The organism is Paenibacillus sp. FSL K6-1330, assembly GCF_037976825.1.
Classification (GTDB): Bacteria; Bacillota; Bacilli; order Paenibacillales; family Paenibacillaceae; genus Paenibacillus_AQ.
Map to the genome: position 1 here is coordinate 6,574,123 of NZ_CP150269.1, position 26,047 is coordinate 6,600,169.

Annotated in this window: 26 protein-coding genes; 3 read left to right on the forward strand and 23 right to left on the reverse strand. The window is 50.2% G+C overall.

The window, feature by feature from the left end; translation table 11 throughout:
• Positions 1-68: 68 nt before the first annotated feature.
• From deoD to NYE54_RS30065, 13 genes are all read right to left on the reverse strand, one after another.
• Positions 69-776, reverse strand: a complete 708-nt coding sequence (gene deoD, locus NYE54_RS30005; RefSeq protein ID WP_076325327.1) for a purine-nucleoside phosphorylase — start codon at positions 774-776, stop codon at positions 69-71.
• A 23-nt stretch (positions 777-799) separates the two neighbouring features.
• Positions 800-1,978, reverse strand: coding sequence for a phosphopentomutase (gene deoB, locus NYE54_RS30010; RefSeq protein WP_339268218.1), 1,179 nt, complete (start codon positions 1,976-1,978; stop codon positions 800-802).
• Positions 1,979-2,057: 79 nt separating this feature from the next.
• On the reverse strand, positions 2,058-3,236 hold the full coding sequence (locus NYE54_RS30015; protein WP_339268220.1) for a NupC/NupG family nucleoside CNT transporter: 1,179 nt from the start codon (positions 3,234-3,236) through the stop codon (positions 2,058-2,060).
• Between the two features lie 78 nt (positions 3,237-3,314).
• Positions 3,315-3,980, reverse strand: a complete 666-nt coding sequence (deoC, locus tag NYE54_RS30020) for a deoxyribose-phosphate aldolase (RefSeq protein ID WP_076325324.1) — start codon at positions 3,978-3,980, stop codon at positions 3,315-3,317.
• A 394-nt stretch (positions 3,981-4,374) separates the two neighbouring features.
• Positions 4,375-5,310 (reverse strand): sugar-binding transcriptional regulator, encoded by a 936-nt coding sequence (locus NYE54_RS30025; RefSeq protein WP_076325323.1) that lies wholly within the window; start codon positions 5,308-5,310, stop codon positions 4,375-4,377.
• Positions 5,311-5,417: 107 nt separating this feature from the next.
• Positions 5,418-6,275 (reverse strand): protein phosphatase 2C domain-containing protein, encoded by an 858-nt coding sequence (locus NYE54_RS30030; RefSeq protein ID WP_339268222.1) that lies wholly within the window; start codon positions 6,273-6,275, stop codon positions 5,418-5,420.
• 66 nt (positions 6,276-6,341) lie between these two features.
• Complete coding sequence (locus NYE54_RS30035) at positions 6,342-7,598, reverse strand: extracellular solute-binding protein (RefSeq protein WP_339268224.1); 1,257 nt, start codon at positions 7,596-7,598, stop codon at positions 6,342-6,344.
• A gap of 77 nt (positions 7,599-7,675) precedes the next feature.
• Entirely contained in the window at positions 7,676-9,367 is a 1,692-nt protein-coding gene (locus NYE54_RS30040; protein ID WP_254778282.1) for an iron ABC transporter permease, read from the reverse strand.
• A complete protein-coding gene (locus tag NYE54_RS30045; RefSeq protein WP_339268229.1) occupies positions 9,351-10,457 on the reverse strand; it encodes an ABC transporter ATP-binding protein in 1,107 nt (368 codons plus the stop codon). The genes NYE54_RS30040 and NYE54_RS30045 overlap by 17 nt, the downstream gene beginning before the upstream one ends.
• Positions 10,458-10,523: 66 nt before the next feature.
• Positions 10,524-11,588, reverse strand: coding sequence for an ABC transporter substrate-binding protein (locus NYE54_RS30050; RefSeq protein ID WP_076325320.1), 1,065 nt, complete (start codon positions 11,586-11,588; stop codon positions 10,524-10,526).
• Positions 11,589-11,781: 193 nt separating this feature from the next.
• Positions 11,782-13,017, reverse strand: a complete 1,236-nt coding sequence (locus tag NYE54_RS30055; protein ID WP_339268231.1) for a response regulator — start codon at positions 13,015-13,017, stop codon at positions 11,782-11,784.
• Entirely contained in the window at positions 13,010-14,809 is a 1,800-nt protein-coding gene (locus NYE54_RS30060) for a sensor histidine kinase (protein WP_339268233.1), read from the reverse strand. The genes NYE54_RS30055 and NYE54_RS30060 overlap by 8 nt, the downstream gene beginning before the upstream one ends.
• Positions 14,810-15,097: 288 nt before the next feature.
• Positions 15,098-15,832 (reverse strand): ThuA domain-containing protein, encoded by a 735-nt coding sequence (locus NYE54_RS30065; protein WP_339268234.1) that lies wholly within the window; start codon positions 15,830-15,832, stop codon positions 15,098-15,100.
• Positions 15,833-15,991: 159 nt separating this feature from the next.
• Between NYE54_RS30065 and NYE54_RS30070 the strand changes: the two genes are divergently transcribed.
• Complete coding sequence (locus NYE54_RS30070; protein WP_339273697.1) at positions 15,992-16,870, forward strand: AraC family transcriptional regulator; 879 nt, start codon at positions 15,992-15,994, stop codon at positions 16,868-16,870.
• Positions 16,871-17,369: 499 nt separating this feature from the next.
• On the opposite strand, the gene NYE54_RS30075 is transcribed toward NYE54_RS30070, so the two are convergent.
• Both NYE54_RS30075 and NYE54_RS30080 read right to left on the reverse strand, forming a co-directional pair.
• Positions 17,370-18,032, reverse strand: a complete 663-nt coding sequence (locus NYE54_RS30075) for a ribonuclease H family protein (RefSeq protein ID WP_339268236.1) — start codon at positions 18,030-18,032, stop codon at positions 17,370-17,372.
• Positions 18,033-18,060: 28 nt separating this feature from the next.
• Positions 18,061-18,285, reverse strand: coding sequence for a hypothetical protein (locus NYE54_RS30080; protein ID WP_076325315.1), 225 nt, complete (start codon positions 18,283-18,285; stop codon positions 18,061-18,063).
• A gap of 193 nt (positions 18,286-18,478) precedes the next feature.
• Between NYE54_RS30080 and NYE54_RS30085 the strand changes: the two genes are divergently transcribed.
• Both NYE54_RS30085 and NYE54_RS30090 read left to right on the forward strand, forming a co-directional pair.
• Complete coding sequence (locus tag NYE54_RS30085; RefSeq protein ID WP_339268239.1) at positions 18,479-19,432, forward strand: YafY family protein; 954 nt, start codon at positions 18,479-18,481, stop codon at positions 19,430-19,432.
• Between the two features lie 80 nt (positions 19,433-19,512).
• A complete protein-coding gene (locus NYE54_RS30090) occupies positions 19,513-20,034 on the forward strand; it encodes a DinB family protein (protein ID WP_339268241.1) in 522 nt (173 codons plus the stop codon).
• 138 nt (positions 20,035-20,172) lie between these two features.
• Here NYE54_RS30090 and NYE54_RS30095 read toward each other — a convergent pair whose 3' ends face one another.
• Genes NYE54_RS30095 through ehuC form a run of 8 tightly spaced genes read right to left on the reverse strand, consistent with a single transcriptional unit; the run spans position 20,173 to position 26,047 of the window.
• A complete protein-coding gene (locus tag NYE54_RS30095; protein ID WP_076325312.1) occupies positions 20,173-20,709 on the reverse strand; it encodes a DUF2179 domain-containing protein in 537 nt (178 codons plus the stop codon).
• The gene (gene thpD, locus NYE54_RS30100; protein WP_339268243.1) at positions 20,706-21,614 is read right to left on the reverse strand and encodes an ectoine hydroxylase; all 909 of its coding nucleotides are present in this window, start codon (positions 21,612-21,614) and stop codon (positions 20,706-20,708) included. Before thpD ends, NYE54_RS30095 begins: the two co-directional genes overlap by 4 nt.
• A 14-nt stretch (positions 21,615-21,628) precedes the next feature.
• On the reverse strand, positions 21,629-22,021 hold the full coding sequence (locus NYE54_RS30105; protein WP_076325310.1) for an ectoine synthase: 393 nt from the start codon (positions 22,019-22,021) through the stop codon (positions 21,629-21,631).
• The gene (gene ectB, locus NYE54_RS30110; protein ID WP_339268245.1) at positions 22,018-23,310 is read right to left on the reverse strand and encodes a diaminobutyrate--2-oxoglutarate transaminase; all 1,293 of its coding nucleotides are present in this window, start codon (positions 23,308-23,310) and stop codon (positions 22,018-22,020) included. The genes NYE54_RS30105 and ectB overlap by 4 nt, the downstream gene beginning before the upstream one ends.
• Positions 23,311-23,326: 16 nt before the next feature.
• The gene (ectA, locus tag NYE54_RS30115; protein ID WP_215161873.1) at positions 23,327-23,839 is read right to left on the reverse strand and encodes a diaminobutyrate acetyltransferase; all 513 of its coding nucleotides are present in this window, start codon (positions 23,837-23,839) and stop codon (positions 23,327-23,329) included.
• Positions 23,840-23,863: 24 nt separating this feature from the next.
• Positions 23,864-24,715 (reverse strand): ectoine/hydroxyectoine ABC transporter ATP-binding protein EhuA, encoded by an 852-nt coding sequence (gene ehuA, locus NYE54_RS30120; RefSeq protein WP_339268248.1) that lies wholly within the window; start codon positions 24,713-24,715, stop codon positions 23,864-23,866.
• Positions 24,716-24,728: 13 nt separating this feature from the next.
• Positions 24,729-25,391 (reverse strand): ectoine/hydroxyectoine ABC transporter permease subunit EhuD, encoded by a 663-nt coding sequence (gene ehuD, locus NYE54_RS30125; protein ID WP_339268250.1) that lies wholly within the window; start codon positions 25,389-25,391, stop codon positions 24,729-24,731.
• 2 nt (positions 25,392-25,393) lie between these two features.
• Positions 25,394-26,047, reverse strand: coding sequence for an ectoine/hydroxyectoine ABC transporter permease subunit EhuC (gene ehuC / locus NYE54_RS30130; protein ID WP_339268252.1), 654 nt, complete (start codon positions 26,045-26,047; stop codon positions 25,394-25,396).

Sequence of the window (26,047 nt, forward strand, 5' to 3'; positions counted from 1 at the left end):
TTCCAATCGCTGTTGCCCCGCTTCACTTCTTTCAAAACAATTCCGCCTGCTTCGTAGGGACAGTTTCCTTACAACGAAATCGCCGTATCCAATGCGACTTCCATCATCTCGTTAAACGTCGTTTGGCGCTCCTCGGATGAAGTCTCTTCCCCTGTCAGCAAGTGGTCACTTACAGTCAGGATCGTCAGAGCATTTACGCCGAAGCGTGCGGCAATTGTGTAGAGGGCCGTTGTTTCCATCTCTACGCCCAGCACGCCGTGCTGCATCAGCTTCTCAACCACTGATTTGTCCTCACGGTAGAACACATCGGACGTGAACACGTTACCGACATGCATCTTAAGGCCTTTCTCCTTGCCGCGCTCATAGGCGCCGAGCAACAGCGGGAAGCTGGCGATCGGGGAGAAATCATAACCGTTAAAGTGGTGACGGTTCATGCCGGAATCCGAGCAAGCCGCCTGGGCCAGGATAACGTCGCGCACACGAACGTGCTCTTGCATCGCACCGCATGTTCCGACACGGAACAAATTTTTGACGCCATAATCCCGGATGAGTTCATTGACATAAATCCCGATGGAAGGCACGCCCATGCCCGAACCTTGCACGGAGATGCGTTTTCCTTTGTAGGTTCCCGTAAATCCGAGCATGCCCCGCACTTCGTTGTAGCAGGTCACATCCTCCAGATACGTCTCGGCAATAAATTTAGCTCGCAACGGGTCGCCTGGCAGCAGAATCGACTCCGCAATATCTCCTGGTTTCGCTCCAATATGTGTACTCATGTCCCATTCCTCCACGTTTTCGATTATTTCAAATCATTCAAAAAGCTTGTTCCGTGCTCTGGCAGCTTCACGCCAAAGTTGTCGGCAACCGTGGCGCCAAGGTCAGCAAAGGTCTTGCAAAGCGGAAGTTCCTTCCCCTCCGCAAAACGTGGAGAATAAACAAGCAGCGGTACGTATTCACGCGTATGGTCCGTTCCTTTGTAAGTCGGATCATTCCCGTGGTCGGCCGTGATGATCAGTAGATCCTTTTCCGTCATTTTCTCAAATACCTCGGGCAGGCGCTGATCGTAATCCTCCAACGCTTGGCCATATCCTTTTGGATCGCGTCGGTGTCCGTATACCGCATCGAAATCCACGAGGTTCAGGAAGCTTAGTCCCTTGAAGGATTCACCCAGGGTTTGCACCATTTTGTCCATGCCGTCCATATTCGATACGGTTCTGACTGCCTTCGTAATGCCTTCGCCATCAAAAATATCGGAGATTTTACCAAGAGCAATGACGTCTAGACCAGCATCTTTCATTTCATTCATCGTGGTACGTCCGAAAGGCTTCAAGGCATAGTCATGCCGATTCGCCGTACGCTTGAAGCTCCCCACCTCGCCAATGAACGGACGCGCGATGATCCGGCCGAGCATATAAGGATCTTCCAGCGTGATTTCGCGGCAGAATTCGCAGATTTCGTACAGCTCTTTCAGTGGAACGATATCCTCATGCGCAGCGATTTGAAGCACGGAGTCCGCCGAGGTATAGATGATCAAAGCCCCCGTTTTTACGTGCTCTTCGCCAAGCTCTTCGATAATCTCCGTTCCGCTGGCCGGCTTGTTGCCGATGACCTTGCGTCCGGTCTTCTCTTCAATGCACTGGATCAGCTCATCCGGGAATCCGTCCGGGAACACGCGGAATGGCGTATCGATATACAAGCCCATGATCTCCCAGTGACCCGTCATGGTATCTTTGCCATTCGAAGCTTCCTGCATCTTCGTATAGTAAGCCCGAGGTTTGTCCGCGACAGGGACTCCCTCGATCTCCCGAATGTTGGACAGCCCGAGCGCTGCCATATTCGGCATGTTGAGCCCGCCGCATTCGCGGGCGATATGACCCAGTGTGTCGGATCCGACATCGTCAAAATCAGCCGCATCCGGTGCTTCACCGATACCTACAGAGTCCAATACGATCAAGTGAATTCGGTCAAAACGTTCCATATCCATTGCTCCCCCTCATATATGAGTTTTTAATCAAACTATCCATAAGGCTCGCTTGTAGTAGTCCTTCAAACCTGGCTTACAGGAACAGTCCAGTAATCGTGGCCGACAGCACGCTCACCAGCGTTGCGCCGTACAACAGCTTGAGACCGAAACGCGCAACCACGTTCCCCTGCTTCTCGTTCAGGCCTTTAACTGCGCCGGCAATGATGCCGATCGAGGAGAAGTTCGCAAAGGACACCAGGAATACCGATACGATACCCACGGTGCGTTCGGACATATTCGTGAAGTTGGCCAGATCGAGCATCGCAACGAACTCATTCGATACCAGCTTCGTAGCCATGATGCTGCCTGCATCCACTGCTTCTTTCCAAGGCACGCCCATGACAAAAGCAAATGGAGCAAAAATATATCCTAACAGCTCCTGGAAGGTGATTCCGAAAATAATATCAAAAATGCCGTTGATCATCGCGATTAAAGCAACGAAACCAAGGAGCATCGCTGCAACGGTAATCGCTACCTTGAAACCGTCCATGATGTACTCGCCCAGCATCTCGAAGAAGGATTGCTTCTCCTCTTCTTGCACCTCCAGGATATCCTCTTCCTTATCCACCTTGTAAGGATTGACGATGGAAGCAATGATAAATCCGCCAAACAGGTTCAGTACAAGCGCGGTCACCACGTACCGTGGCTCGATCATGCTCATGTAAGCACCGACGATCGACATCGATACCGTGGACATCGCGGAAGCACAGAGCGTATACATACGGTGCTTCGGAATTAACGCGATCTGTTTTTTTACCGAAATAAACACTTCGGATTGCCCCAGGATCGCTGAAGCTACCGCATTGTAAGACTCCAGCTTACCCATGCCGTTGACTTTACTCAAGACGAGACCGATATATCTTACGATAAACGGCAGTACCTTAATATATTGAAGTATACCAATCAAAGCGGAAATAAACACGATTGGCAGCAGGACATTCAAGAAGAACGGACCATCACCTTCAATGGCAAAGCCGCCAAATACAAACCCGATTCCGGCTCCGGCGTAGTCAAGCAACGCTTTAAACGTATTCGCTATCCCTTTAACAAGATACTCGCCGACATTGGTGTTCAGCAGTATAAATCCAAGGATCAGCTGCAGCCCAATCATGACAGCCAGCGGACGGTAACGGATGTGGCGCTTATCATTGCTGACAAGGAACGCAAGACCGAATACGACCAGCAAACCTAGTATGGCGATTAAATATTTCATCGTCGTTGCTCCCCCATAGGTGAATTTTTTGATATTACTCGGCTACCGAATCATCGACAATCGAAAATGGCCAAGACATTAGTAGGATGAGCTGGATTGGCCGCCCTCCATGATTTTCACGCCGCAGCTCGCACCGATACGCGTTGCACCCGCTTCAATCATGCGGTCCATGTCTTCCTTGCTGCGTACGCCGCCGGAAGCCTTCACACCGGTGTTCTCGCCAACGGTCTTGCGCATCAGGGCAACGTCTTCCGGCGTCGCTCCGCCCGTGGAGAACCCTGTTGACGTCTTCACGAAATCGGCTCCCGCTTGCACAGACAGCTTGCTTGCACGCACCTTTTCTTCCTCCGTCAGAAGGCTTGTCTCAATGATGACTTTAACCAGAGCTTTGCCTTTCGCCGCGTCCACTACAGCCTGAATATCGTTCAGTACAAACTCATCGTTACGATCTTTAAGCGCTCCAATGTTGATGACCATATCAACCTCTTTGGCCCCGTTAGCGATAGCGTCCTTCGCTTCAAAAGCTTTTACCGCGGATGTCGCAGCTCCCAGTGGGAAACCGATGACCGTGCATACTTTGACGTTGGTGTCCGCTAGCTGCTCAGCACAGTAGGATACCCAAGTCGGGTTCACACAAACCGAAGCAAATCCGTACTTTTTGGCCTCATCCGTAATTTTCGTAATCTCGGCTTGGGTTGCATCCGCCTTCAAGAGCGTGTGGTCGATCATTCCTGCTATATTCATCTGGTTAAAACACTCCTTAATCTGTTTTTTTTGCAATCTTGTAAAAGCGCTATCATAACGCTTAATCATTTAGACGGGACCATCATATCACAGACCTGAACATATGTAAAATGCATATTGAAAATATGTTCATTCCCATTTATTGCAATGATATATATCATTGTTCGCTGATCGACAATTCATCATTCAGGAATAATCTAACAATTCATTCCTTTTACTATGCTCTATACCCGATCAAGGTAAACATAAACAGAAAAGAAGCCCCTCTTCCTGTATAGAGAGCTAATTTCAACGCATTAAAAAACACCTCATCCAGGCGAGCGCGAAGCTGTATCGGCTTCAAATCTCCCTAAAACGAGGTGTCTATTTCATTATCCACATCAAGTTGAGCATTTCATGATAACAAGGCTTGCGCCGTGAACTGGTCCGTCACCAGAATGTTTGCATATTTACCGACCAGCGCCGCTCGAATGGCATCTACCTTTCGCTGCCCGCCTGCGACGAGAATGGATTTCTCCTTGTGCCGAAGATCATCCAAATCGATGCCCACCGTACGATTGTTAATATTCTCGCTGCACACCCTGCCCTCCGCATCAAAAAAACGAGAGCAAATATCGCCCGCACCGATCTTCTGCAGCAGCTTCTGTTCTTCCTTGCTAAGATAGCCGAGCCTAAACAGAAGTGCGTCCTCATGAACAGTACCGACCGTGAACATGGCGATGTTGGCTTGTTTGCCTAATTGGATAATCCGCTGGATATGCCGGTCTCGCTCCACCATTTCTTTCAGCTCAGTGGTATCAAAGATGACGGGCAGCGGCAAATATCTCGCCATCGTGTGGTACGCCTCAGCAAAAAGATTGACAATCTCGGCGGCGTACGTGTTCACATGCGAGTGGCTGACACCGCCCTTCAACTGCACGACCTCTACGCCCCGAACGGGCTTCTGCTGCAGCTGAAGTGCCACGGCATGCATGGTCGTTCCCCAGGTCACGCCGATAATATCAGCATCCTGAACCGTTTCGTGAAGGTAATCGGCTGCCCTTTTGCTGATATGCTTCTGAATTTCGCGGTATTCATTGATGGGGGAATAACTCACCAGCACCTGTTCCAGTTCGTACTTCTTCTTCACTCCTTCGCCCAAAGCGTCCAGGTCCTCGAGAGGGTCCACAATGCTGATCTGCACATAGCCCTGCTCCTTGGCGTGCTGAAGCAGCCTGGAGACCGTAGGACGTGAAACGCCGAGTCTTGTCGCGATATCCTGCTGGCTGTAATCCGACATATAGTACAATCTTGCCGCCTCAATGCTTAGGCGCTGTTTATCCTGATCCATGATCCAACCCACTTTTATTTATGTCGTAACCGAATTGGGTACATTATAACGTGATCTGACACAAAATTCGATAGCGAGTTGGAGCTGGCATATATCTTGAACTAAGGTTACCCCAGTCTGATCAAAACCGCAGATTTATCGTCAGACAATTTAAATCGTGGATAGGTAATACATTCCGGATCGCTATGTTCCAACGCCACCAGCCAATCGGCATACTCTTTCAGTCCCCGCGACTTAATATTGCGGAACAAAATTTCCTCGGAGGTCCATCTGCCCCCATTCACCAATTTTTCAGGATAATAGAGTCCGTCGGTATGGAGCAGCAGCTCCTCAAGCTGAATCCGGTTAATCTTGCCGTACTCAATGAAATCCTCCGCGTCCGAGCGTCCATTCAGAACGGAGTAGCCTCTGGCCGTATTCATTTTTTCTTTATTCTTGAGAATGCGGGGCTTCACCAACTCCCATAATTGATCCTTCGACTGGACTCCGGCCAGGACGGCCTGTTCCCAGATTAGCTTGGATTCATAATCAATATGCGCCACATGGTCCCGTGTCACCATGCGCACAGACCCGTCAGCATAGGCACCCATAATCATGCAGTCGCCTGATTGAGCATATTCGATATAATGGTCAGTAATCCGGATCACTGCAATTCCCGCCGTCCATAACTGATCCTTGGAATCGGTCGGTATGTCGTGCGCCTGCATTTCCACTCCCAATATGCGATTGGCCTCACGGGTCAACTGCTCCAGATTACGCTTTTCTTCCGGTGAAATCTGCTCAAAGTATCGCTTTAACAACTGCGAGGCAATCCGTCCGCCAGTCTCCCCCTCTGAGCCTCGAAACGGCACCAACGAAGTGGCACCGTCTATAACGCCGTATATCTGCAGCTGATCGTTGATAATAAGCGCATCCTCGTTCCAGATACCGCTCCCCTGTATCGACAAATTTTGCACTTTCATCATGTTTTCATATCCCTCCCACGGAGCTCCCCCGCATATGATCTCGTTCTCCAATCTCTGTATGACAGATCAGGGAAGAAGGGGCAGCAGATCGGCCGCCTTCTGCTCCAGATCCGGTCTACGCTCTATCTCCAAGGCTTTCAGTGTTTCATCGATTCGGTTCCAACGTCTGTAATCGTCAGACATTGGTGCAATCCCGTCATCATTCCCGACCAGCCGTAACAACATGTTATAACGGGTCCCCTCCGCTGTTTGCCGCGCCAGCGAGTCCAGGCTGTCTTGACGGACCGGCATATAGCCTGTCGCATCCAGCAAAGTGTCCTGTATATACGGGGAAGCGATGTGGTTAACAAGCTCCTGCGCCAGTTCTCTGTTGCCTCCCCCGGCAAGCACGGCGAAAGCGCTAAAGCCCGGCGAGACCCCTTGGTCCACTGCTCCCGGCAGAGGAACTACGCCATAATTGAACTTGCCTGCAATATACTTATCCATCCACTGCATATGTTGCGAGCTTGATACCAGAAGCAGAATCTGTCCGTCCATGAATTCACTCAGAGCCAGTCGGTGCTCCAGAGGAAACATCACACCGGAATCAAACACCAGCCTGTTCCATGCCCCGAGAAGTTCAAGCAGCCGCTCTCCCCTCTCCTCTTCTGCCGGATGGCCCCACATATTCAAAAAAACAAAGGCCAAATTCTCATCCACAGCCATTACCTGCTTCCACTTAATGGACGCATTGCGATGGTTCAGACCTCTCACCCAGCCTGAAATCTCTTCATTTAATTGCTCAAGATCCGCAAATTCCAGTTCTCTCTGAAAACTTGCGTTTCGAAGCTTGTCTTGATTATAGTAAAGTACCGGAATCGATGCACCGGCAGGCATCGCCCACAGCTTACCTTGAAACGTGAACGCATTGCGGGCTGAAGCCGTTAGGTCCGTTGTCTCACCTGGCAGTTTGATGGGCACGAGCGCCCCGTCTTCTGCCCATTCCGCCAGACCGTAGGCATTGTTCAATTCCGCAATTTGCGGAGCACGTCCTGCAGAGATGGCAGCTGACAATTCCGAATGCAGCGCCTCATACGATTGGAAGGTGCGCACATTCATCTCCACTTCATGATAACGAGCCTGCAAGGACTTAAGTATCGGTTCCCATTCACTGCTGTAAATCCAGCATTCCATTCGCTCAATTTCCTTGATTCTCTGCTCCGGCGGATGCCCGAGCCGCCGGAAATAAGTCGAGTAAACGACCAGACTTCCGGCAATAATCAGTACAAAGACAATCCAGATCAGCCCATTCTTGCTCCAAATCCGATTTTTCCGCTCCAGCATGCACCCCTCCTTTTTTTACATTATAAAAGGAAGCAATATTGAAGGAGAACTACCAAATCGAGCATCGCAAGCATAAGTTACAAGGACAACCCCTTGCTGCCCGACAACTTGTTCGCAATCAGCAGCGATATAAGCGTAGTCACCGTAAGAATAGAGGCAAGTGCGGCGCCGGTGCCGTAATTGGAGGTAAAAACCTCACTGTAGATCGTGACGGATATGGTCGCCGTTGCTCCATAATACAGAACAAGCGTGGAGCTTAATTCATTAATCGTTGTAATCCAGCTGAGGATGGCTCCGGATATAACGCCTGGCGCCATCAGCCGGCCCGTCGTTTTGAAGAAAGTTTTCATCGGCGGCACGCCAAGGCTGATCGAAGCCTCTTCCACGCTTCGGTCCAGCTGGTGAAGAACCGCCGTACTCGACCTGATCGTGTACGGGATTTTTCGTATCACGTAGGCAATGACAAGGATGATCCATGTTCCGGTCAGCACTATCGGCGGCTTGTTAAAGGCAATGATCAGACTTATACCAAGCACGGTGCCCGGCATGATATAGGGAATCATAATGATGCCGTCGATAAAAGCCGTGAATTTGGACCTTCGCCGCACGAGAATATAAGCGATGAGCATGCCAGCAATAACCATGACGATGATGGACAACACAGAGTAAGAGTACGTATTCATGATCGCTTTGGGCACACGGAAGAACACTTCTTTATAGCTGTCTAGACTGAATCCGCTATGGAACACCGGTCCCTTTTTCGCAAGGAAGGAGGTCACAAGCACGGTCAGCTGGGGCATAATGGATATACAGGCTGGAATAAATGCCAGCACGGTCAACAGAACCTTTGGCATCCGCTTCAGCTTCTTCACTGTCGGGGTTCGCATGCCGGTCATGGAATAATTTTTGCGGGATACAAAATACCGCTGACCAAACAAAACGGCCGTTGAGAAAAAGATCATGACAACACTCAGCGTGCTGGCCATTGCGGGATTGCCGCCCATCTCACTGATAAATTGCTCGTAGGCCAGAATCGGCAGCACTTTATAGCCCTGCCCAAGCAGCATTGGCGTGCCGAAATCGGCAAATGAAGCCATAAATACCATCAGTGCCCCTGCCGACAGCGTAGGAAATATGAGCGGCAGCGTCACGGTTCGCAAACGATTCCATGCTGTCATTCCCAGACTCTCGGATGCTTCTTCCAACGAAGTATCGATCGTCTTGAGTGCACCGGATACATACAGGAAAATATGAGGGTAGAATTGCAGGGCAAATACGATGACAATCCCGTGCCAGCCGTAGATAGAAGGAATATCAATCCCCAACTCCCGGATGAACCTCGTAACAAAGCCGTTATTGCCCATCAATAAAATCCATGAATACGCTCCGATAAATGGCGGAGATAGCAGAGACATAATCACCATCATCTGCATCAAGCCTTTGCATTTGATGTCGTATCTTGTTGCGATGTAGGCTAGCGGGGTGCCGATCAGAATCGCCAGCACGGTTGCCAACGCTGATACAAGAAAGCTGTTCAGCAGAGCCTGATGGTAATACTTGAGCTGAAAGAAATCCAGGTAGTTCTGCAGGGTTATGCTCCCGTCCTTGCCGATAAAGCTGTTTAACAGCAGGGACACCAGCGGGTAAATAATGAACACCAGCATGAAGATATACACACATACGGTTACAAACGTCCAGAAATCCCATCTTCTGAGCAGCAGACGCTGTCCAACGGTCGGAGACCCGACGGGCTTAAGCTTCGCCTGCACGATAGATCACCTCCAGGCCAACGCTGTCATACATAACGGACCGTTGAAGCTGAAAATCCAGAAACAACCGTTGCTTCTCCTGAAACAGACTTAGGGTTTTGCCCGGATAATCATGTACATCGATAAAGGTCCCGTCCTCAAGCTTCATTAAGTAACTCACCTTATCGCCCAAGAAGCTGACAGCTTGAACGATTCCTTCAAAAGCAAAAGTGGGACTTGGTTCCGCGCTGATCTGCACCCGCTCGGGACGAATTGAAAAAATCACTTTGCCTGAATAAGATTGTTTGATTGGCAGCTGCGTCTCTTTGCCGAGCAATCGTATTGTTCCGATCCCGTCGTCACCGCCCGATTCAGGCGTGCAGGTTCCTTCCAGAAAGTTGGAAGTACCGATAAAATTGGCCACGAACTGATTCCGGGGGTATTGATAGATGTCCCTCGGGGAAGCGATCTGCTGGATGACTCCCTCGCTCAGTACTGCGATCCGGTCCGAAACGGCGAGCGCCTCTTCCTGGTCATGCGTCACATAAATAGTGGTGATATTAAGCTCCTTTTGCAATTGACGGATATCGGTCCGCATTTTCACCCGGAGCTTGGCATCCAAATTGGACAGCGGCTCGTCCATTAGCAGCAGTGCGGGACGGATGACAATTGCTCTTGCCAGAGCAATCCGCTGCTGCTGTCCCCCGCTCATGTTACCGGGTATCCTGTCTCGGAGATCGGCCAGCTCCACCATCTCCAGCGCTTCCATCACCCGGCTCTCGATGTCCCGTTTCGAAATTTTCCGGGCGCGAAGCCCGTAGGCCACATTGTCAAACACACTCAAATGGGGGAAGATCGCGTAATTCTGAAATACCATCCCGATATTGCGCTCATGGGTAGGCACGTCATTAATGACTCGGCTGCCAAAGTAGATATCCCCTTCCTCTTGTTTATAGAAGCCGGCAATCGTTCGGAGAAGAGTGGTTTTCCCACAGCCGCTCGGTCCCAGCAGGGTAAAAAACTCCCCTTCGTTTATTGAAAAATGCGCATCATTAACCGCCTTGTTCTCTCCAAAGTATTTTGTAACATGATCGAATACCACTTGACTCATGAATGCCTCCATATCCGAGAGGACGACTGCCCACGGATCAGCCAGCCATCCCCCCACCTTTGTGCTCTATTCCTTGCCCATCATAATATCGTTGAATCTACTGATAACGGCTTCTTTGTTATCTGAAGCCCAGCTAAAGTCGTAATCAACCAGTTCGATGTCCGCAGTCTGAGGCAAGCCTTCCACCGGTTCTACATCATCTCGAACCGAGCGGCGCTTAAACTCCTTTTGCACCAGTTCCTGCACATCCTTGCTGACAATAAAATCAATAAACTGCTTCGCTTCATCCGGATTTTTGGTTCCTTTGATGATTGCAGCCCCATCAGGTACAGCCGAAGTGCCTTCGCTCGGATAAATAATGCCGATCTGCGAGCCGCCTTCCATGTACCGCAGCGCAGCATCTTCCAGTGTGATGCCGAGAGCAAACTCACCGTCAGGTACCGCGCGTTGGACCAGACTGGAACCCGACAAAATTTTGCCGTCCATATTGGCCACAAGTTTCTTGACATACTCCCACCCCTGCTCGTCGTCCTTACCAAAAGCCGTCAGCATGGTCACCAATTGCGTATAGGAGGAGCCCGACTTGCCTGGATCGGCAAATGCAATCTGCCCCTTCCACTTGGGATCCAGCAGATCCTCCCAAGATGCAGGCAGCTCATCCTCGGATACCAGCTCTTTGTTGTAAGTGATTACCATCGGGAGAGCGTTAAACGGTGTCCAATAGTTGGACGGATCCAGATAGCCCGGGAAAATATCACCCTTCTCGTTTGTTTGATACGGCTCGAAATATTCGCTAAATGATGCCAAGGAATCGGCTCCTCCTGCCCAAAAAATATCCCCGAGCGGATTGCTTGCCTCAGCCTGCACACGCTTCAGCAATTCCCCTGTACCGCCGGAGATCAGATCCACGGATATACCTGTCCGATCCTGAAACTCTTTGATAATCGGGTTGTTGATTTCGGCTGCATTCGGCGAATAAATGGTCAGCTTTCCCGTACCCGCGCTGGAATTCGAATTGGAATTCGAGGAATCGGACTCCCCCTTGCCTTCGGTCGCAGGAGCACCACAAGCTGTAATAACACCTAACAAAATGATCACACTAGCGATTGCGGTAAGCCATCTTTTCACCATTTTTTTGTATCCCCCTTATTTTTGTGTTATTTTCCCTTCCACGAATTTACTATACCTGTCAGGCTTCCACCTCTCAACGAGACAAAATTGCATAAATGTTTAATTTTTTGCTTAATTGCGTGAATGTAAGCGTTTAAAAAAGAAGGCCTTTAGCTTTCAAAGGCCTTCTTCATCCAATTTTCTTACACAAATATTACATTCCATGTGATTCCAGCATTCTTTTACGATATTCCGTCGGCGTTTCTCCAGTATATTTACGAAAAATTTGACTGAAATAACGGGAATCCTGATACCCCACGGCAAGCGAAACCTCATAAATTCTCACATTCTCGTCCCCCAGCAATCTCTTTGCCTGCTCTACTCTTAACCGGGTTAAATATTCTATAAAGCTTACACCAAGCCGTTTGCGGAACAGACGGCTGAAATGCGCCTCGCTCAAGTGAAACCGGGCAGCCAGCTGTTGCAGGCTGATATCTTCGTTAAAATTATGCTGGATATACGCCTCTACTTGCCGGAACCCTTCGGCAAAATGCACGGCAGCATTATCCAGATGTTCGATGTCACCGTATACGGACACCCCGCTCTGTTTACTTGCTGCTCTATGCCTGACAACCTCTAACGCTTCCTGATATGCTCGGTCCAGCTGCTCAAGCCCCCCATATGAGAGACTTACCCCGACATAGACCAGCGCTTTGCCAAATCCGGTGACGGTTTCCTTCAACATGCCCACTGCCCCTTCGTCATCGGGAATAATGCACGCTCTTTGCAGTTCATCTATCATAATCAAGGGACCGTAAATGCGGGCATACAACCGTTCCTTTATATGCAGCCACCGCTCATGCCGCCGCTCCTCGCCTTCTTCCTCCATCTGTACCACGGCAACCCGTATCTTCTGTAAGCCGGCAGTCTCCTCCAGCCATTCCTTCAGCATCTCCAAGGAGACCGTATCCGTGATTCCGAGCATGCTGTCATGAATCAGCTTCTGAACAACGAGTGATTCCCTATCCCTTTTCCAACTCTGCAGCTGCTCCATCACGCTGGCATGCTGCCTCGTCCGGACAAGCTCCTTACATACCTTGTCAATTGCCTTTACCAACGTATCGGGATCTGTCGGCTTTAACACAAAATCGGAGGCTTTGAGTTTGATCGCCTGCTGGGCATAAACAAAGTCATCAAATCCGGTAAGAAAAATCACCTTCAGCTCTGGACAGAACTCCTGGGCGGACCATGCCAACTCAAGACCGTCCATGCCGGGCATTCGAATGTCAGAGATGAGAATATCCGGTTGAAACGCCTGAATTTGCTGCACAGCCTGTTCTCCGTCCGCCGCTTCACCGACCAGAACACAATTCAGTGCCTCCCAATTGATCGTCTGCTTCAATCCTTCGCGGATCATCCATTCATCATCGGCAATCAGAATTTTAAACATCGCTTACCGCCTCCCGTATAATCGGTATACTTAGACTGACCTTAGTCCCTTGACCCGGCAAGCTATCAATATGCAGAACGTAGGCATGTCCAAAATGCAGTTCCAGCCTCCGCAAGAGATTATGAAGTCCGATTCCGGTCGTGCTGGTCTCCTCACCGGAAACGTACTCTCCCCGCAGGATGCGCTGCAGTTTATCCGGAGCTATCCCGAGTCCGTTATCCTCCACCACGAACAGCACCCGCTCTCCCGCCAATCGGCCGGAGATAAGCAGACTACCCTGACCGGCTTTCATCTCGAGTCCATGGTTGATCGCATTCTCCACCAGCGGCTGAATTAGCAATTTGGGGATGCATAAATCCAGAATGCCTTCTTCGATCTCCACCGAAATCGTAATTTTATCCCGATAACGAATTTCTTGGATTGTCAGATAATTGCGAATTTGCTGCATATCCTCACGAATGGGGATAACGGTATTTCCTCGCCGGATGCTGAAGCGCAGCAGGCTGCCCAGCGAAACCGCGATGCTGCTGATCACCTCGATCCTGTGAATCCGCGCCATCCAATTAATGGAATCCAGCGCATTGTACAAAAAATGGGGGGTGAACTGGGCATGAATCGCTTTGATCTCCGCCTCCTGCACCTTTAGCTGCTTCTCGTACACCTGGTTAATCAATTCCTTGATCCTCTGAAGCATCCGGTTAAAGCTTCCGCCAAGATGACCAACCTCATCCCGGTACTTCGAATCGAAGGTGACCTCAAGGTCTCCCTTCTCAACCTGCCTCATTAGTCGACGCAGCTTGTGGAGCGGTCGGGTAATGTAATCGGACAGCAAGAAGGCCGTGCAGTAAGAGATCAACACTCCGAATATGACAATGAATATCGTGAAATTGCGAATGCTGGCGCTCTCACCGGTTAAAGCGCTTACAGGAACCACATTGATCAATTTAAAACCATGGGTATCGGATGTATCATAAATCACCATATGTTCAATATCCTGTTCCATTATTCGGAAGAATCCCTTTCTTTCTTGCAGAATGGTGGAAAGGTAAGGTTTCTCGAGGCGCGTGCCGACCTCCAGTTTGGAGAGATGGCTGGAAATGATATATCCTTTGTCATCCAAAAGATACACTTCTCCCCCGTCATACCGGTAAGCCCTTTCATATTTATCCGCGAGGGCAGGCTCCATAATGTCCACGATGAAATACCCCAGCGGTTTGCCGGTATCAATCTGCTTAAGTAATCGGCCAGAGCTGAGGACCGTCCCGTAATCCTCGAATTTTTTCAAGGAATAATGGCTATCCCAGACAACATCGCCACCTGCCAGCCTTGCTTTACGAAAAAGCCCCCAATCCGCGTTATAACGTAGATAGGAGCTTGGTATAAATTTTCCCGTAAAGTAACGGTCTCCGTTCTCTCCGAGCACATACAGCTGGATATCCCATGATTTAAAACCGAGGAAGCTGTTCAAAATGGCAGCGACCGTCTGCTGGTCGCGGTATTTCTCTTCCACGCTTCGAGCAGCCGGCTTGGACAGAATATCCTGAATGTCTTTGTTGCTGTACAGATACATGGACAGCTGTTCAATATCTTCGACGAAGTAATTAAGGCTGTAGTTGATTTGAGATAGGTTTTCCAGAATGATTTCATTGGCTTTGGTCTGGATTTCACTAGAGGCTTTACGAATGGAGAAAATACCTAACACTGCGAGAGGGATGACCGCAATCAGAAGAAACAGCAGCATCAGCTTAGTCTTTAGTTCCATGGCATGCAAACGATCCATCCAATAGTTCATGACTGGCTCACCCATTTTCACTCGAATTTCAGATTAATATAGCATAAAATGTCGGATGCACCAATCCTCTGGCACCTATATACTGATTTCTCTCAGAGATGATCCCTGATTCTGCAGCTTTACCGTTTACGAATGACATGCCCGTTAAATCGGATAAGCTCTGTGCCTTCAGCCAATAAAAATACACCCCTAAGAATTTAAATCGGTTAAACCCAAGGTTTAATCCAATCTCCATTCCAAGGGGTGTACTTCAACCCTCATACGGATGTCGTCTAGCGAGGCAAAACTTTAGATGAATGCTTTGTATTCCAGCGGAGATACCCGGCCATAAGAAGCTTTCGCACCTTGGATCGGTGCCGCCCAGGCCACGGCATTCGTAATTACCTGCTGAATTTCAGGTTGATGATAGGTCGGAAATGCTTCATGTCCCGGTCTAAAATAGAACAGCTTGCCGCGTCCGCGCTTGTAACAGCAGCCACTGCGGAATACCTCGCCACCTTCGAACCAGGAGACAAACACCAGTTCATCCGGTGCCGGGATCTCAAAGCGCTCACCGTACATTTCTTCCTGCGGAACCTCGATATATTCTCCAAGTCCGCTAACAATCGGATGGCTGGGATCGATGATCCATAACCGCTCCTTCTCACCGTCATCGCGCCATTTCAGTGCGCCTGTATTCGTGCCGAGAAGGCGCTGGAAGATCTTCGAGCCGTGACCGGAATGCAGCACGATGATCCCCATGCCGTCCAGTACGCGCTGGCGCACTTTTTCCACGATATCATCCCGCACTTCGCCGTGAGCCACATGCCCCCACCAGATCAGAACATCCGTTGAAGCGAGCACCTCATCCGTCAAGCCGTGTTCCGGATCATCCAGTACGGCGGTGCGTACAACGAACTGTGCATCCTTTCCCAGAAAATCAGCAATCGTACGGTGGATGCCTTCAGGGTAAATCTTAGCGATCTGATCATTATGTCTCTCGTGCCGGTATTCATTCCATACCGTTACATTGATATTAGCCAAGGGTAGTGGCCTCCTTTAATATTGAAATAAAGCGACCTCTTATACATTCATCCCAAGTATAGGCTGTGTTACAATGAACGGGAATGTGTGAAAGTTACTCTTTTTGTACAAAAACGACTTCGCGTTTTTTTGGGAGAGAGGGTGGAATTCGTGCTATCGATGAACGCTGACTATGTGCCAAGGATCAAACTGATGGGGTTTGTCTCCTACAAGAACCCCTGGATTCATTTCAAGCGGAACACACACGAGTATATTCTGTATTTCGTGAAGAGCGGCGAGCTTCATATGCGGGAGAACGGCGTTTCCCATGTGCTCAAGAAAGGCGACTTACTGGTCCTTGAACCGCATCTGGACCACGAGGGAACACAGAAACGTCCCTGTGACTACTACTATATTCATTTTGAACACCCCGATATTCATCAAGCCCCCGAGCGGCCCTTGTCCTTGCTAGCCAAGCAATGGATCATGGGGGAGAACCAAACGGCAGGCAAAGATGACAGCAGGCAGCTATATTTCCCCAAGACCTGCACGCTAACCCAGAAAAAAAGCCTTCATCACATGTACCATGCCCTCGGCGAAATGCTGCAGCTATACAGACGGAAGCACTTTAACCGCAGTTTGACCGCGCTCAAATTCATGGAAATGCTGATCGAGCTGTCCCGTGAGAGCCTGTTCGATGAGCTGGAGAAGAACAGCCCGCACACCAAGTCTTATATGAAGGTGCATGCACTGCTCGACTACATCCATGAACATTACGCCGAGAAAATCATCAGCTCGGAGATCGAGCAGCGATTCGAATGCAACTATGATTACATCAATCGAGTGTTCGTCAAGCTTACCGGCCATACGATCATGCGCTATGTGAATCAGGTTCGAATCAATCATGCCAAGGAGTTAATCGAGGCCACCCACCTCAGCTTTGGGGAGATTGGTTATCTGACCGGCCTGGAGGATCCGTTCTATTTCAGCAAGGTGTTCAAAAAATATGTCGGTATGTCCCCCAATCAATACTATAAGCAGGTCCGCGAGAAGGAATAAGGTGAAGTGTACTCGTGGCTAAGCTCACGGTATAACAGTCGCCCTATTGTGGATAGATCCACTGCAAGCGTAACGGCTACCTCCGGTTTTGGGGATAACCGGTCTCCTCCCACCAGTTAATGGGGAGTTATGCTTGCACTTCTCCACATTTGTTCACAAACGCTGGATAACTACCATGAAATATATGATCGAAATTCGATTTGTGCAGAATGAACGGGGATAATGTTTATAACTCTGTGTATAACGAAGCCATTCATAATGTTATACACAGTCCTTCCGGTGTGAAGTAAGCGTCCTTAGTTTGCATTATCCACATGCGTTGATTTGGATTTTTTTGCACTTGAATCCTAGGGTCAATGGCATATCAAAAAAGCGAAGACAAGGAAGCCTCCTCCCTGTCTTCGCTTATTGTAAGGTGCCGCCCAGACGCGATAAATACGTTGCTATAAAACTACGGCTTTTTATAAAACTTCGGACGTTTCTCTTCTGTAATCCCTCTTTATTTGCGCCCGTAATCGGCCTTAATCTCTCCCCAGCTCTTCGTTTGCCATTTCAGCACCTTGTTCTCATATGTATTGGTTCGAAGCCAGTGCTCGGCCCGGTCCACCAGATCCCAGATCTCTTGGGTTGACGCGTCGCGCGGAAGCGTGGTGGCCACCTTCTTCTGCTTCAGCCATTTGAGTGCATTCATGGAATCACTGTACACCGTTTTGGTGCTGCCCATTTTCTTCAGGTAAGCCAGCGCGTGGACGATGGCCAGAAACTCTCCGAGATTGTTCGTTCCCTTCGAAATCGGTCCGCACGAGAACAGAATATCTCCCGTCTGCGTATCCACGCCTTTATACTCGACAGGTCCAGGGTTTCCTCGCGTCCCCACATCTACGGAGATGCTGTCATAATCGATCTCGCCCGGTTCTTCAGCGGCTGATGCGCTGATGCGCTTGTAGCTCTTGGAGCCTGAGCTGCCGGGCTTGCTTCCGGACTGCTGCCCCCAGTAATTTTTATAACCTGCCGCATAAGCCTGTTCCGCTTCGCTTCGGGATTCGAACGCCTTGAACTTCGCACCTGTAAACTGATTGACCTGCTGTTGGCATTCGCCCCAGCTTGTATAAATTCCGGGCACTTTACCTACCCAGACTACATAATATTTTTGCTTCGCCATCATAAACCTCCATTCCGAACTAACCTCTCTAGCGTACTATATCACATCCTCCGAAACCAACAAAAAAAGCGCCATCGTCTCCGATCCGCTTTCTGTGCTTAATCTTATTCAATTGTTCCTGTTTCGTCGGCTTCACTCTCACATGCTGTGACAGCGAACTGTAATCTTCGTTGGTCTTTCTCATCGAGACGGCTGACCATGTTCCGGCACGTTCCGCTTTGCGGAGCGATTTTTGCGTTTTGGTACGGGCCATGAGGCTCACTCTCCTTGTATTATGGGATTTCCTATATTGTACGGCAAAATGGGTGGGAATGGAACAACTGCCGGTCAGGTTCCGGCCACTCCGCATGAACGAACTATCGCCTGCAGTATATTCATAAAACCTATGATATAATACGGAATCATTGGAGAATAGATCCCAAACAGACAGGAGGAGTTGAACCGATATGAAACTGGAGCGGCTCATATCCATGATTTACATGCTGCTGAACAACGAGATCCTGTCCGCGTCTGCCCTGGCAGAGAAATATAACGTGTCCCAAAGAACCATATACCGCGACATCGATGCGATCTGCGCAGCCGGCATTCCGGTTGTATCGTATCAAGGGGTGAACGGCGGGTATGGCATTATGGAGCAATACAAGATGGACAAAAGCTTGCTCGGCTCTTACGATGTCAGCGCCCTGATCACCATCCTGCACAGCATGTCAACGGTGTTTGAGGATGAACGGGCCATGGATACCATTCAGCGTCTGCAAACCATAGACCGTTCCGGCAATTCCGCATCGCAGGGATTGTCCATGGATATCGGGAGCTGGCGCTCTTACAACGAAAGCCTCCGTCTCCTTCGCCGCGCCATTACCGACAAGCATGTGATCTCCTTTCAATACATAAGCGCCAAGAATGAACGCATTCGCCGTAAAGTCGAACCTCTGCGACTCATGTATAAATTCGGATCCTGGTATTTGTACGGCTTCTGCAGAACCAGAGCCGATTACCGCGAATTCCGGATTTCGAGAATGTCGGAGCTGTCCCCATCCGCCGAGCCCTTTCAACATCAGCATTCAGAGGAGCACACGCACGGGCCCCATCTTCAAGAGCAGAATCCGTTCCACCGAGGGGAGCAGCACAGCTGGAAACCTTCATCCGATGCGATAGAAGTTATCCTTCACGTATCCCCCCGGGCCTTGGCCAAAGCAATGGATCAATTCTATGATGTGCAGCGGGAATTTCATGATGACGGCTCGCTCCGTCTCACGTTCAAGGTCGAACATCCGGATTCCTGGTGGTTCTGGTCTACCCTGCTGAGCTTTGGCGAGGATATCGAGATCATTGAGCCCGCTGACTTAAGGACGCGCATGCAATCCAAATTAGAAAAAATGCTGAAGGTTTACGCATAAGTATGACAGTCCGCTGTCATACTTTTTTATTTACAATGTTCCCAAGAAAGCAAAACACGAAGCCAAAGGGGACGATCACGATGAACTATCCTGTCAAAATGTATGAGTACCATGTATGGGCCAACCAAGCGATATTCAACCGCCTGCTGGAACTGCCGGGCGAATTGTACAATCGGAAAATAACGAGCATTTTCCCAACCGTATCCGAAGCGTTGATTCACATCTACACGGCGGATCTCGGATGGATGAACATTTTATCCGGAATGGACATGAACCATGCTTTAACGGAGGCCTTCCAGCTCCGAGACGAGCTTGAGTCCATTTCACTGGAGGACCTAAACCTCCGGTTTATCGAGCTGTCAGAGCGATTCACGGCTTTTCTCAGCCATAATCCTGACCTGGAACGGATCATCCGATTGGATAATCCTTATGCCGGGATCCGGGATACCCGCCTGTCCGAGATTATGCTTCATGTCGTGAACCACGGCACGTACCATCGTGGAAATATTGCCGCCATGATGCGCCAGCTCGGAAGCTCCTCCGCGATGACCGACTACGCTTTTTTTTGGTACCAGAGTGAGCAGGAGTTGGTTCTTACCTGAATGACTCGAAGCATAGCGGCAATCGCCCCTCGCCCCTGATCCGGAAATCCCATATCGGGTATCAGGCCGGCAAATACTGCACCCAAAAAGCCTGCTTCAGAATCGGGTTCCAAGGCAGGCTTTCCTATTACATGTGTTCTACAATTTCAATTTGCGTCCTTCCGTCAATCGTACCCAGAAGCCGCCTTTGAAACTTTTCGGTTCATGGGAGATAATGAACGCCTGCGGCGACATTTTGGATAGTGACTCCATCAACCGCCGCTCGTTCTTCCGTTTCACGAGCACTTGAAGCACGAGCCGTTTGCCATCCTTGCCGTCCGCTTCCCAGGCGGTCACGCCATATCCTTTCTCCCGCAGGTTCATCGCCAGGTTCGTCTCAACGGAATTAACGATAACCTGTACCACGATGTATCCGAGTGCCAAATATTCCTCGATCCGACTGCCGGCATATACGCCAAGGCCGAAGCCCAGGCAATAGGCCGCCATATTAAAAGGATTGTCCAGATTTTGCAGGACGAGATTGAGGCCGAGCAGGTAGACGAATACCTCCAGCATGGCCAGAAGGGAGGCGATCCCCCTTCTGCCTTTGATCATCAGAATCAGCCGCAGCGAAAAGATCGAGACATAGACTACGTTGATGCCGATGATGGAACCGATAAGTGTCAGCGAGATCATTGAGAATCACGAGTGGCGATATACTCCGGTCTTGGCTTCTGGCCCGAATACGGCTGCTTGACCTTGTTCTCCACGCTGTTATAAACCATGAAAATATTGCTGCGCGGCATCGGCGTAATGTTACTGTTCGAACCGTGCATAATGTTGCAGTCAAAAATCACGATTGAGCCCGCTTTGCCAACCGGCGTGTCGATACCGCCTTTCTTCACCATGCTTGTCAGGCTGTCATGATCCGGAACACCGTACTCCTGCTTACGCAGGGAATCCTTGAAGTGATCCTCCGGCGTTTGGCCGATGCAGGCCACGAATTCCTTATGCGACCCCGGCACAACCATAAGCGGTCCGTTATAAGGGTAGTTATCCTCCAGGGCAATGGAGCAGCTCAACGCTCTCATGCGTGGCATGCCATCCTCGACATGCCACGTTTCGAAATCGGAGTGCCAATAGAACTCCTTGCCCGTAAAGCCCGGCTTGTAATTAATTCGGGATTGATGGATATACGTCTCGCCTCCCAAGAGGTATTCCATAATCGCCAGGAGTCTCGGATGCTGGGATAGCTTCTTGAACACTTCATGGCTCTCATGCACCGCGAATACCGACCGCACTTCATTCCCGCCCGGCTCCCGGATCACTTCATCCTTGTCCGATTCTCTTGCCGTTACCTGCAAACTGCGGGCTTCCGCCTGATATTTCGACAGCTCCTCTCGACCAAAAAAGTCTTCCAGGAATAAATATCCGTTGCGCTCATAGAAGTCGGATTGCTCCTGCGTTAACGCTGCATCCGGACTCCATTCGGAATGAACGACAGGATCCTGTCTCTTTAGGATTCGGGGCTCCGCATGCACTCTTGAAGGATAAACGTCCAGTTCTTTTTCCTGAAGGGCCGACACATGATTATTACTCATCGCATATCATCTCCTTAATCTGAAATTGGGGCGAGCAGCGGGTAGGTTCCTTCCTCATCGTGAACTTCAGCACCGGTAAGCGGCGGATTGAATACGCAGACCATCCGCATCTGCGAACGGGCTCTCAAATAATGCTTCTCATGACCGTCCAGCGCGTACATCATCCCTGGGGATATCGGGTAGGTTTCACCCCCGATAACCTCGATCTCCCCCTCCCCTTCGATGCAATACACGGCTTCGACGTGGTTTTTGTACCAGATCAGCGTCTCCGTTCCGGCCTTGATGAGGGTATCATTGAGAGAGAAACCCATGCCGTCCTTGGTGAGCAGCAGCCTTCTCGAATTCCATGTCTTGGTATCGATATCGTCCTTGGTATCCACGATCTCTTCCAAATGTTTAACAATCATGACAACCTCTCCTCTGCAGCTAATTGTTTCATACTGTTCTCAAATATCCCCAATCCCTGTGTCAATGTGTTCATTTCAATCGTCAGCGGCGGCATCAGCTTTGCCACTTCGCTGTGCGGACCCGACGTTTCCATAATCAATCCTTGCTCGAAAGCGATCTCGGACAGTCTGCTTGCAAGTTCCGGCTTATCAAAAGCAACCCCCTGAATCATGCCTCTGCCGCGAATATCGCCGACGAGCTTAGGGTAATCCTTCACAACGCCTTCCAATGATTGGCGAATCCGATTCTCCCTAATGCCGATATCGAGCTGAAAATCTTTCGTTTTCCAATAATTCAGCGCTTCGGCCGCGGCCACGAATCCGAGATTATTGCCCCGGAAGGTACCGTTGTGCTCCCCCGGCTCCCATATATCGATCTCCGGCTTGATCAGCGTAATCGCCATCGGCAAGCCAAAGCCGCCAATCGATTTCGAGAGACATACGATATCCGGCTCAATGTCGGCATCATCAAAACTAAAGAACGGCCCGGTTCTGCCGCAGCCCATCTGGATATCATCCAAAATAAGCAGCATCCCCTTATCCTTACAGATGCGTGTCAGCTTTTGCAGCCATTCCCGGCTGGCGGCGTTTAATCCGCCTTCCCCCTGCACCGCCTCGACGATCACCGCAGCCGGAAGCGGAATGCCGCTTCCCGGATCATCCAGAAGCTTCTCCATATATGCCATCGTATCCACGTCATCGCCAAAGTAACCGTCATAAGGCATAAATACCGAATGGCTCAGATCCACGCCTGCGCCTTGGCGTTTGAAGGAATTGCCGGTAACCGCCAGCGATCCCAGCGACATGCCATGAAAGGCATTCGTGAAGCATAGAACGGTGCTGCGCCCCGTCACTTTGCGGGCGATTTTGAGCGCTGCCTCTACGGCATTCGTTCCGGTCGGACCGGGAAACATCACTTTGTGATCCCACCCGCGCGGCTTCAGGATGACTTCCTGAAATCGGGTCAGAAACGTTTCCTTTGCATCCGTAGCCATATCCAGACTATGCGTGACGCCGTCCCTCAGAATGTAGTCGACCAGTTTCTCGCGAATCTTCTCATTGTTATGTCCGTAATTTAAAGCACCGGCTCCCGCAAAAAAATCAATGTATTCATTGCCCTGCGTATCCCACAGCTTCGCATTCCGTGCCTTGTCGAAAACGGTCTGAAAGCTCCGGCAATAACTTCTTACTTCCGATTCCAGCTTGTTAAACACAGTAAGCTTCGGTTTCTCCATGACTTGGTTGTCCATAGTTCCCTCCATTTGTTTAAATGTCATTGAAAAAGGGGCCAATCACGAATAACGGCTCATCTTCATGAGATGTCCCATCAGGGAACATCTCTGCTCCATAACCTACGGTTACGGTGCTGGGAATGGATTTCTCCTCGGCATAACCGAGAAACAAACGACGGGACGCCATGTTGCTCGGCGATACCGTAGCTTCAATATAACGGACACCATGGCATGCCTTCTGATTCATGAGACCTGTCAGCATCGCCTTGGCAATGCCTTGCCTCCGATGCGAATTAGCAACGGCCACTTGCCATACGAACAGCGTCTCCGGATTACGAGGAGAACGGAAGGCGGAAATAAAACCGATGATATCTCCTTCATGCTCGGCGATCATGCAGGTATCATGGAAGTAATCTCCAAGCAGCATGTAACAATAAGGGGAGTTCAGATCAAGCGATCCGGTGTCGCGTATGAGCTCCCACACCCGGGTGCCATCCCGTGCTTCCGGTCTTCGGTAAACAATTTCGGTTTCGGTATCCACAGCCATTCTATACATCACCTCTTTCCAGAACTAATTTCCGTTGGAACGGAATCGCTGCAGGAAGCTCTGCAGTCGCTCGCTCTGGGGATTATCGAATATCTCCTCCGGCGTGCCCTGCTCAACGATCCTTCCATCGGCTCCGAATATGACCCGATCCGCGATTTCCTTCGCAAAATCCATCTCATGCGTAATCAGCATCATGGCCATTTCGCCTTCATCCGCGATTTCCCGAATGACCTCCAGCACCTCGCCGACCAGCTCCGGATCAAGAGCCGAGGTGACCTCGTCAAACACCATTACCTTCGGCCGCATGACCAGCGCTCTGGCGATGGCAACCCGCTGCTTCTGCCCCCCGGACAGATTGGACGGATACATCTTCAGCTTGTCGGCCAAACCGACCTTGCTTAGCATGGAGACGGCCCGCTCCTCCGCCTCTTCCTTGGATAAACCCAGCACCTTACGCGGGGCCTCCGTCACATTGCGAAGTACATTCATGTGCGGGAACAGATTAAAATGCTGGAAGATCATGCCGACGTTGCATCGCATCCGGTGCAAATGCTTTTCGCTGGCCCGAACCAGCTTCCCTTTCTCTTCCATATGCCAGAGCAGCTCGCCATCAACCTCGATGGTTCCTTCGGTGGGTTCTTCCAGCGTCATCAGCATCCGGCCCATTGTCGTTTTGCCCGATCCGCTTGGACCGATCACAGCCACCTTTTCTCCAGGCTGCATCTCCAGATCGATGCCTTTAAGCACCTGGAGATCACCAAACGACTTGGTCACGCCCGTATATTTCACAATCGGCTTGGTACCCGTAGCGGGATTGTTCCCCTGCTGCGGTACCTTCGAAGCTTCCGCTTGCTCATCGATCACAACGGCATTCAATAGACTCCCTCCTTTATTTTCCACGCTGCAGATTCAAACGTTTTTCCAGCCTTTGCACAAGCAAAGATGCGATATAACTGATGATCAGGAACAGAATCCCGACCAGCGTATACGGCTCAAATGCACGGAACGACTGCGACACGATATTTTTGGCCGTCAGCATCATCTCCACCAGCGTGATGGCGCATAGAATCGGCGTTTCTTTAAACATGACAATTAAATAATTGCCCAGTACCGGAATGATTGGCGGCACCGCTTGCGGCAGGATAATACTTCGCCAGGTTTTAGCTTTCGTGTAATTCAGTGCTGTGGCAGCCTCCCATTGCCCCTTCGGCACTCCCTCGATTCCGGAACGGTACACCTCGGACAGATAGGTGCTGTAATGCAGCCCGAGACCGATGACCCCGGCATAGAAGGCCGGAATGGAAATTCCCGTTAGGAGCGGCAGACTGTAATACAGGAAGAAGACCTGAACCAGCAGCGGTGTATTGCGAATAAATTCAATGATTCCTTTGGTTATAAGCGACAACAGCTTAAATCGGCTCCGCGTCGCAAAGGCAAGCAGCAATCCGATGATTAATGCCACCACGAAAGCGCAGATCGTCACCCATACCGTCATCTTTAACGCACTCAAGAGCTGCGGCAGGATATCCCACACATAGTTCCAGTCCCACATGTCTATAACCTCCCCGCTGTCCATTTACGCTCCAGCAGTCGAACTGCCAGCGATACGAGCGTAGCAATGACAAAATACATGAGGAGCAGCAGTACCAGAATCTCGGTCGTCCAGGAGATGTAATTGTTGCGGAGCACCATCGCCTGATACGTCAAATCCGCCATGGTGATGAAATAAACCAATGAGGTGGATTTGATGAGTTCCACAAGCTGATTCCCGAAAGGGGGAAGCATTCGCAAGGAAGCTTGAGGCAATATCACATTCAACAGCCTTTGCCAAGGCTTCAGATTAAGCGCTAAAGCGGCCTCCCACTGTCCTTTCGGAACGGCCAGCACAGCGCTTCGGACGATCTCCGAGCCGTATGCGCCGAAGTTTAGCCCGATCGCAAGGATGGCCGCCAACATTTTCGGCAGCTCGATGCCGATGAACGGAAGAGCGAAATACAACCAAAACAGCTGCACCAGCAAGGAGGTTCCCCGAAAGACTTCCACGTACACGGCTGTCAATGTGCGAATGATCCACAGCTTCGACAGTCGGCATAACCCGGCTGCAAAGGACATCACGACCGCAAGGATGGCTGAAAAGAAAGCTACCACAATCGTGATCTCCGCCCCTTTTAGCAGCGTAGGGAGAAAATCAATCCACGAATTCGGCAT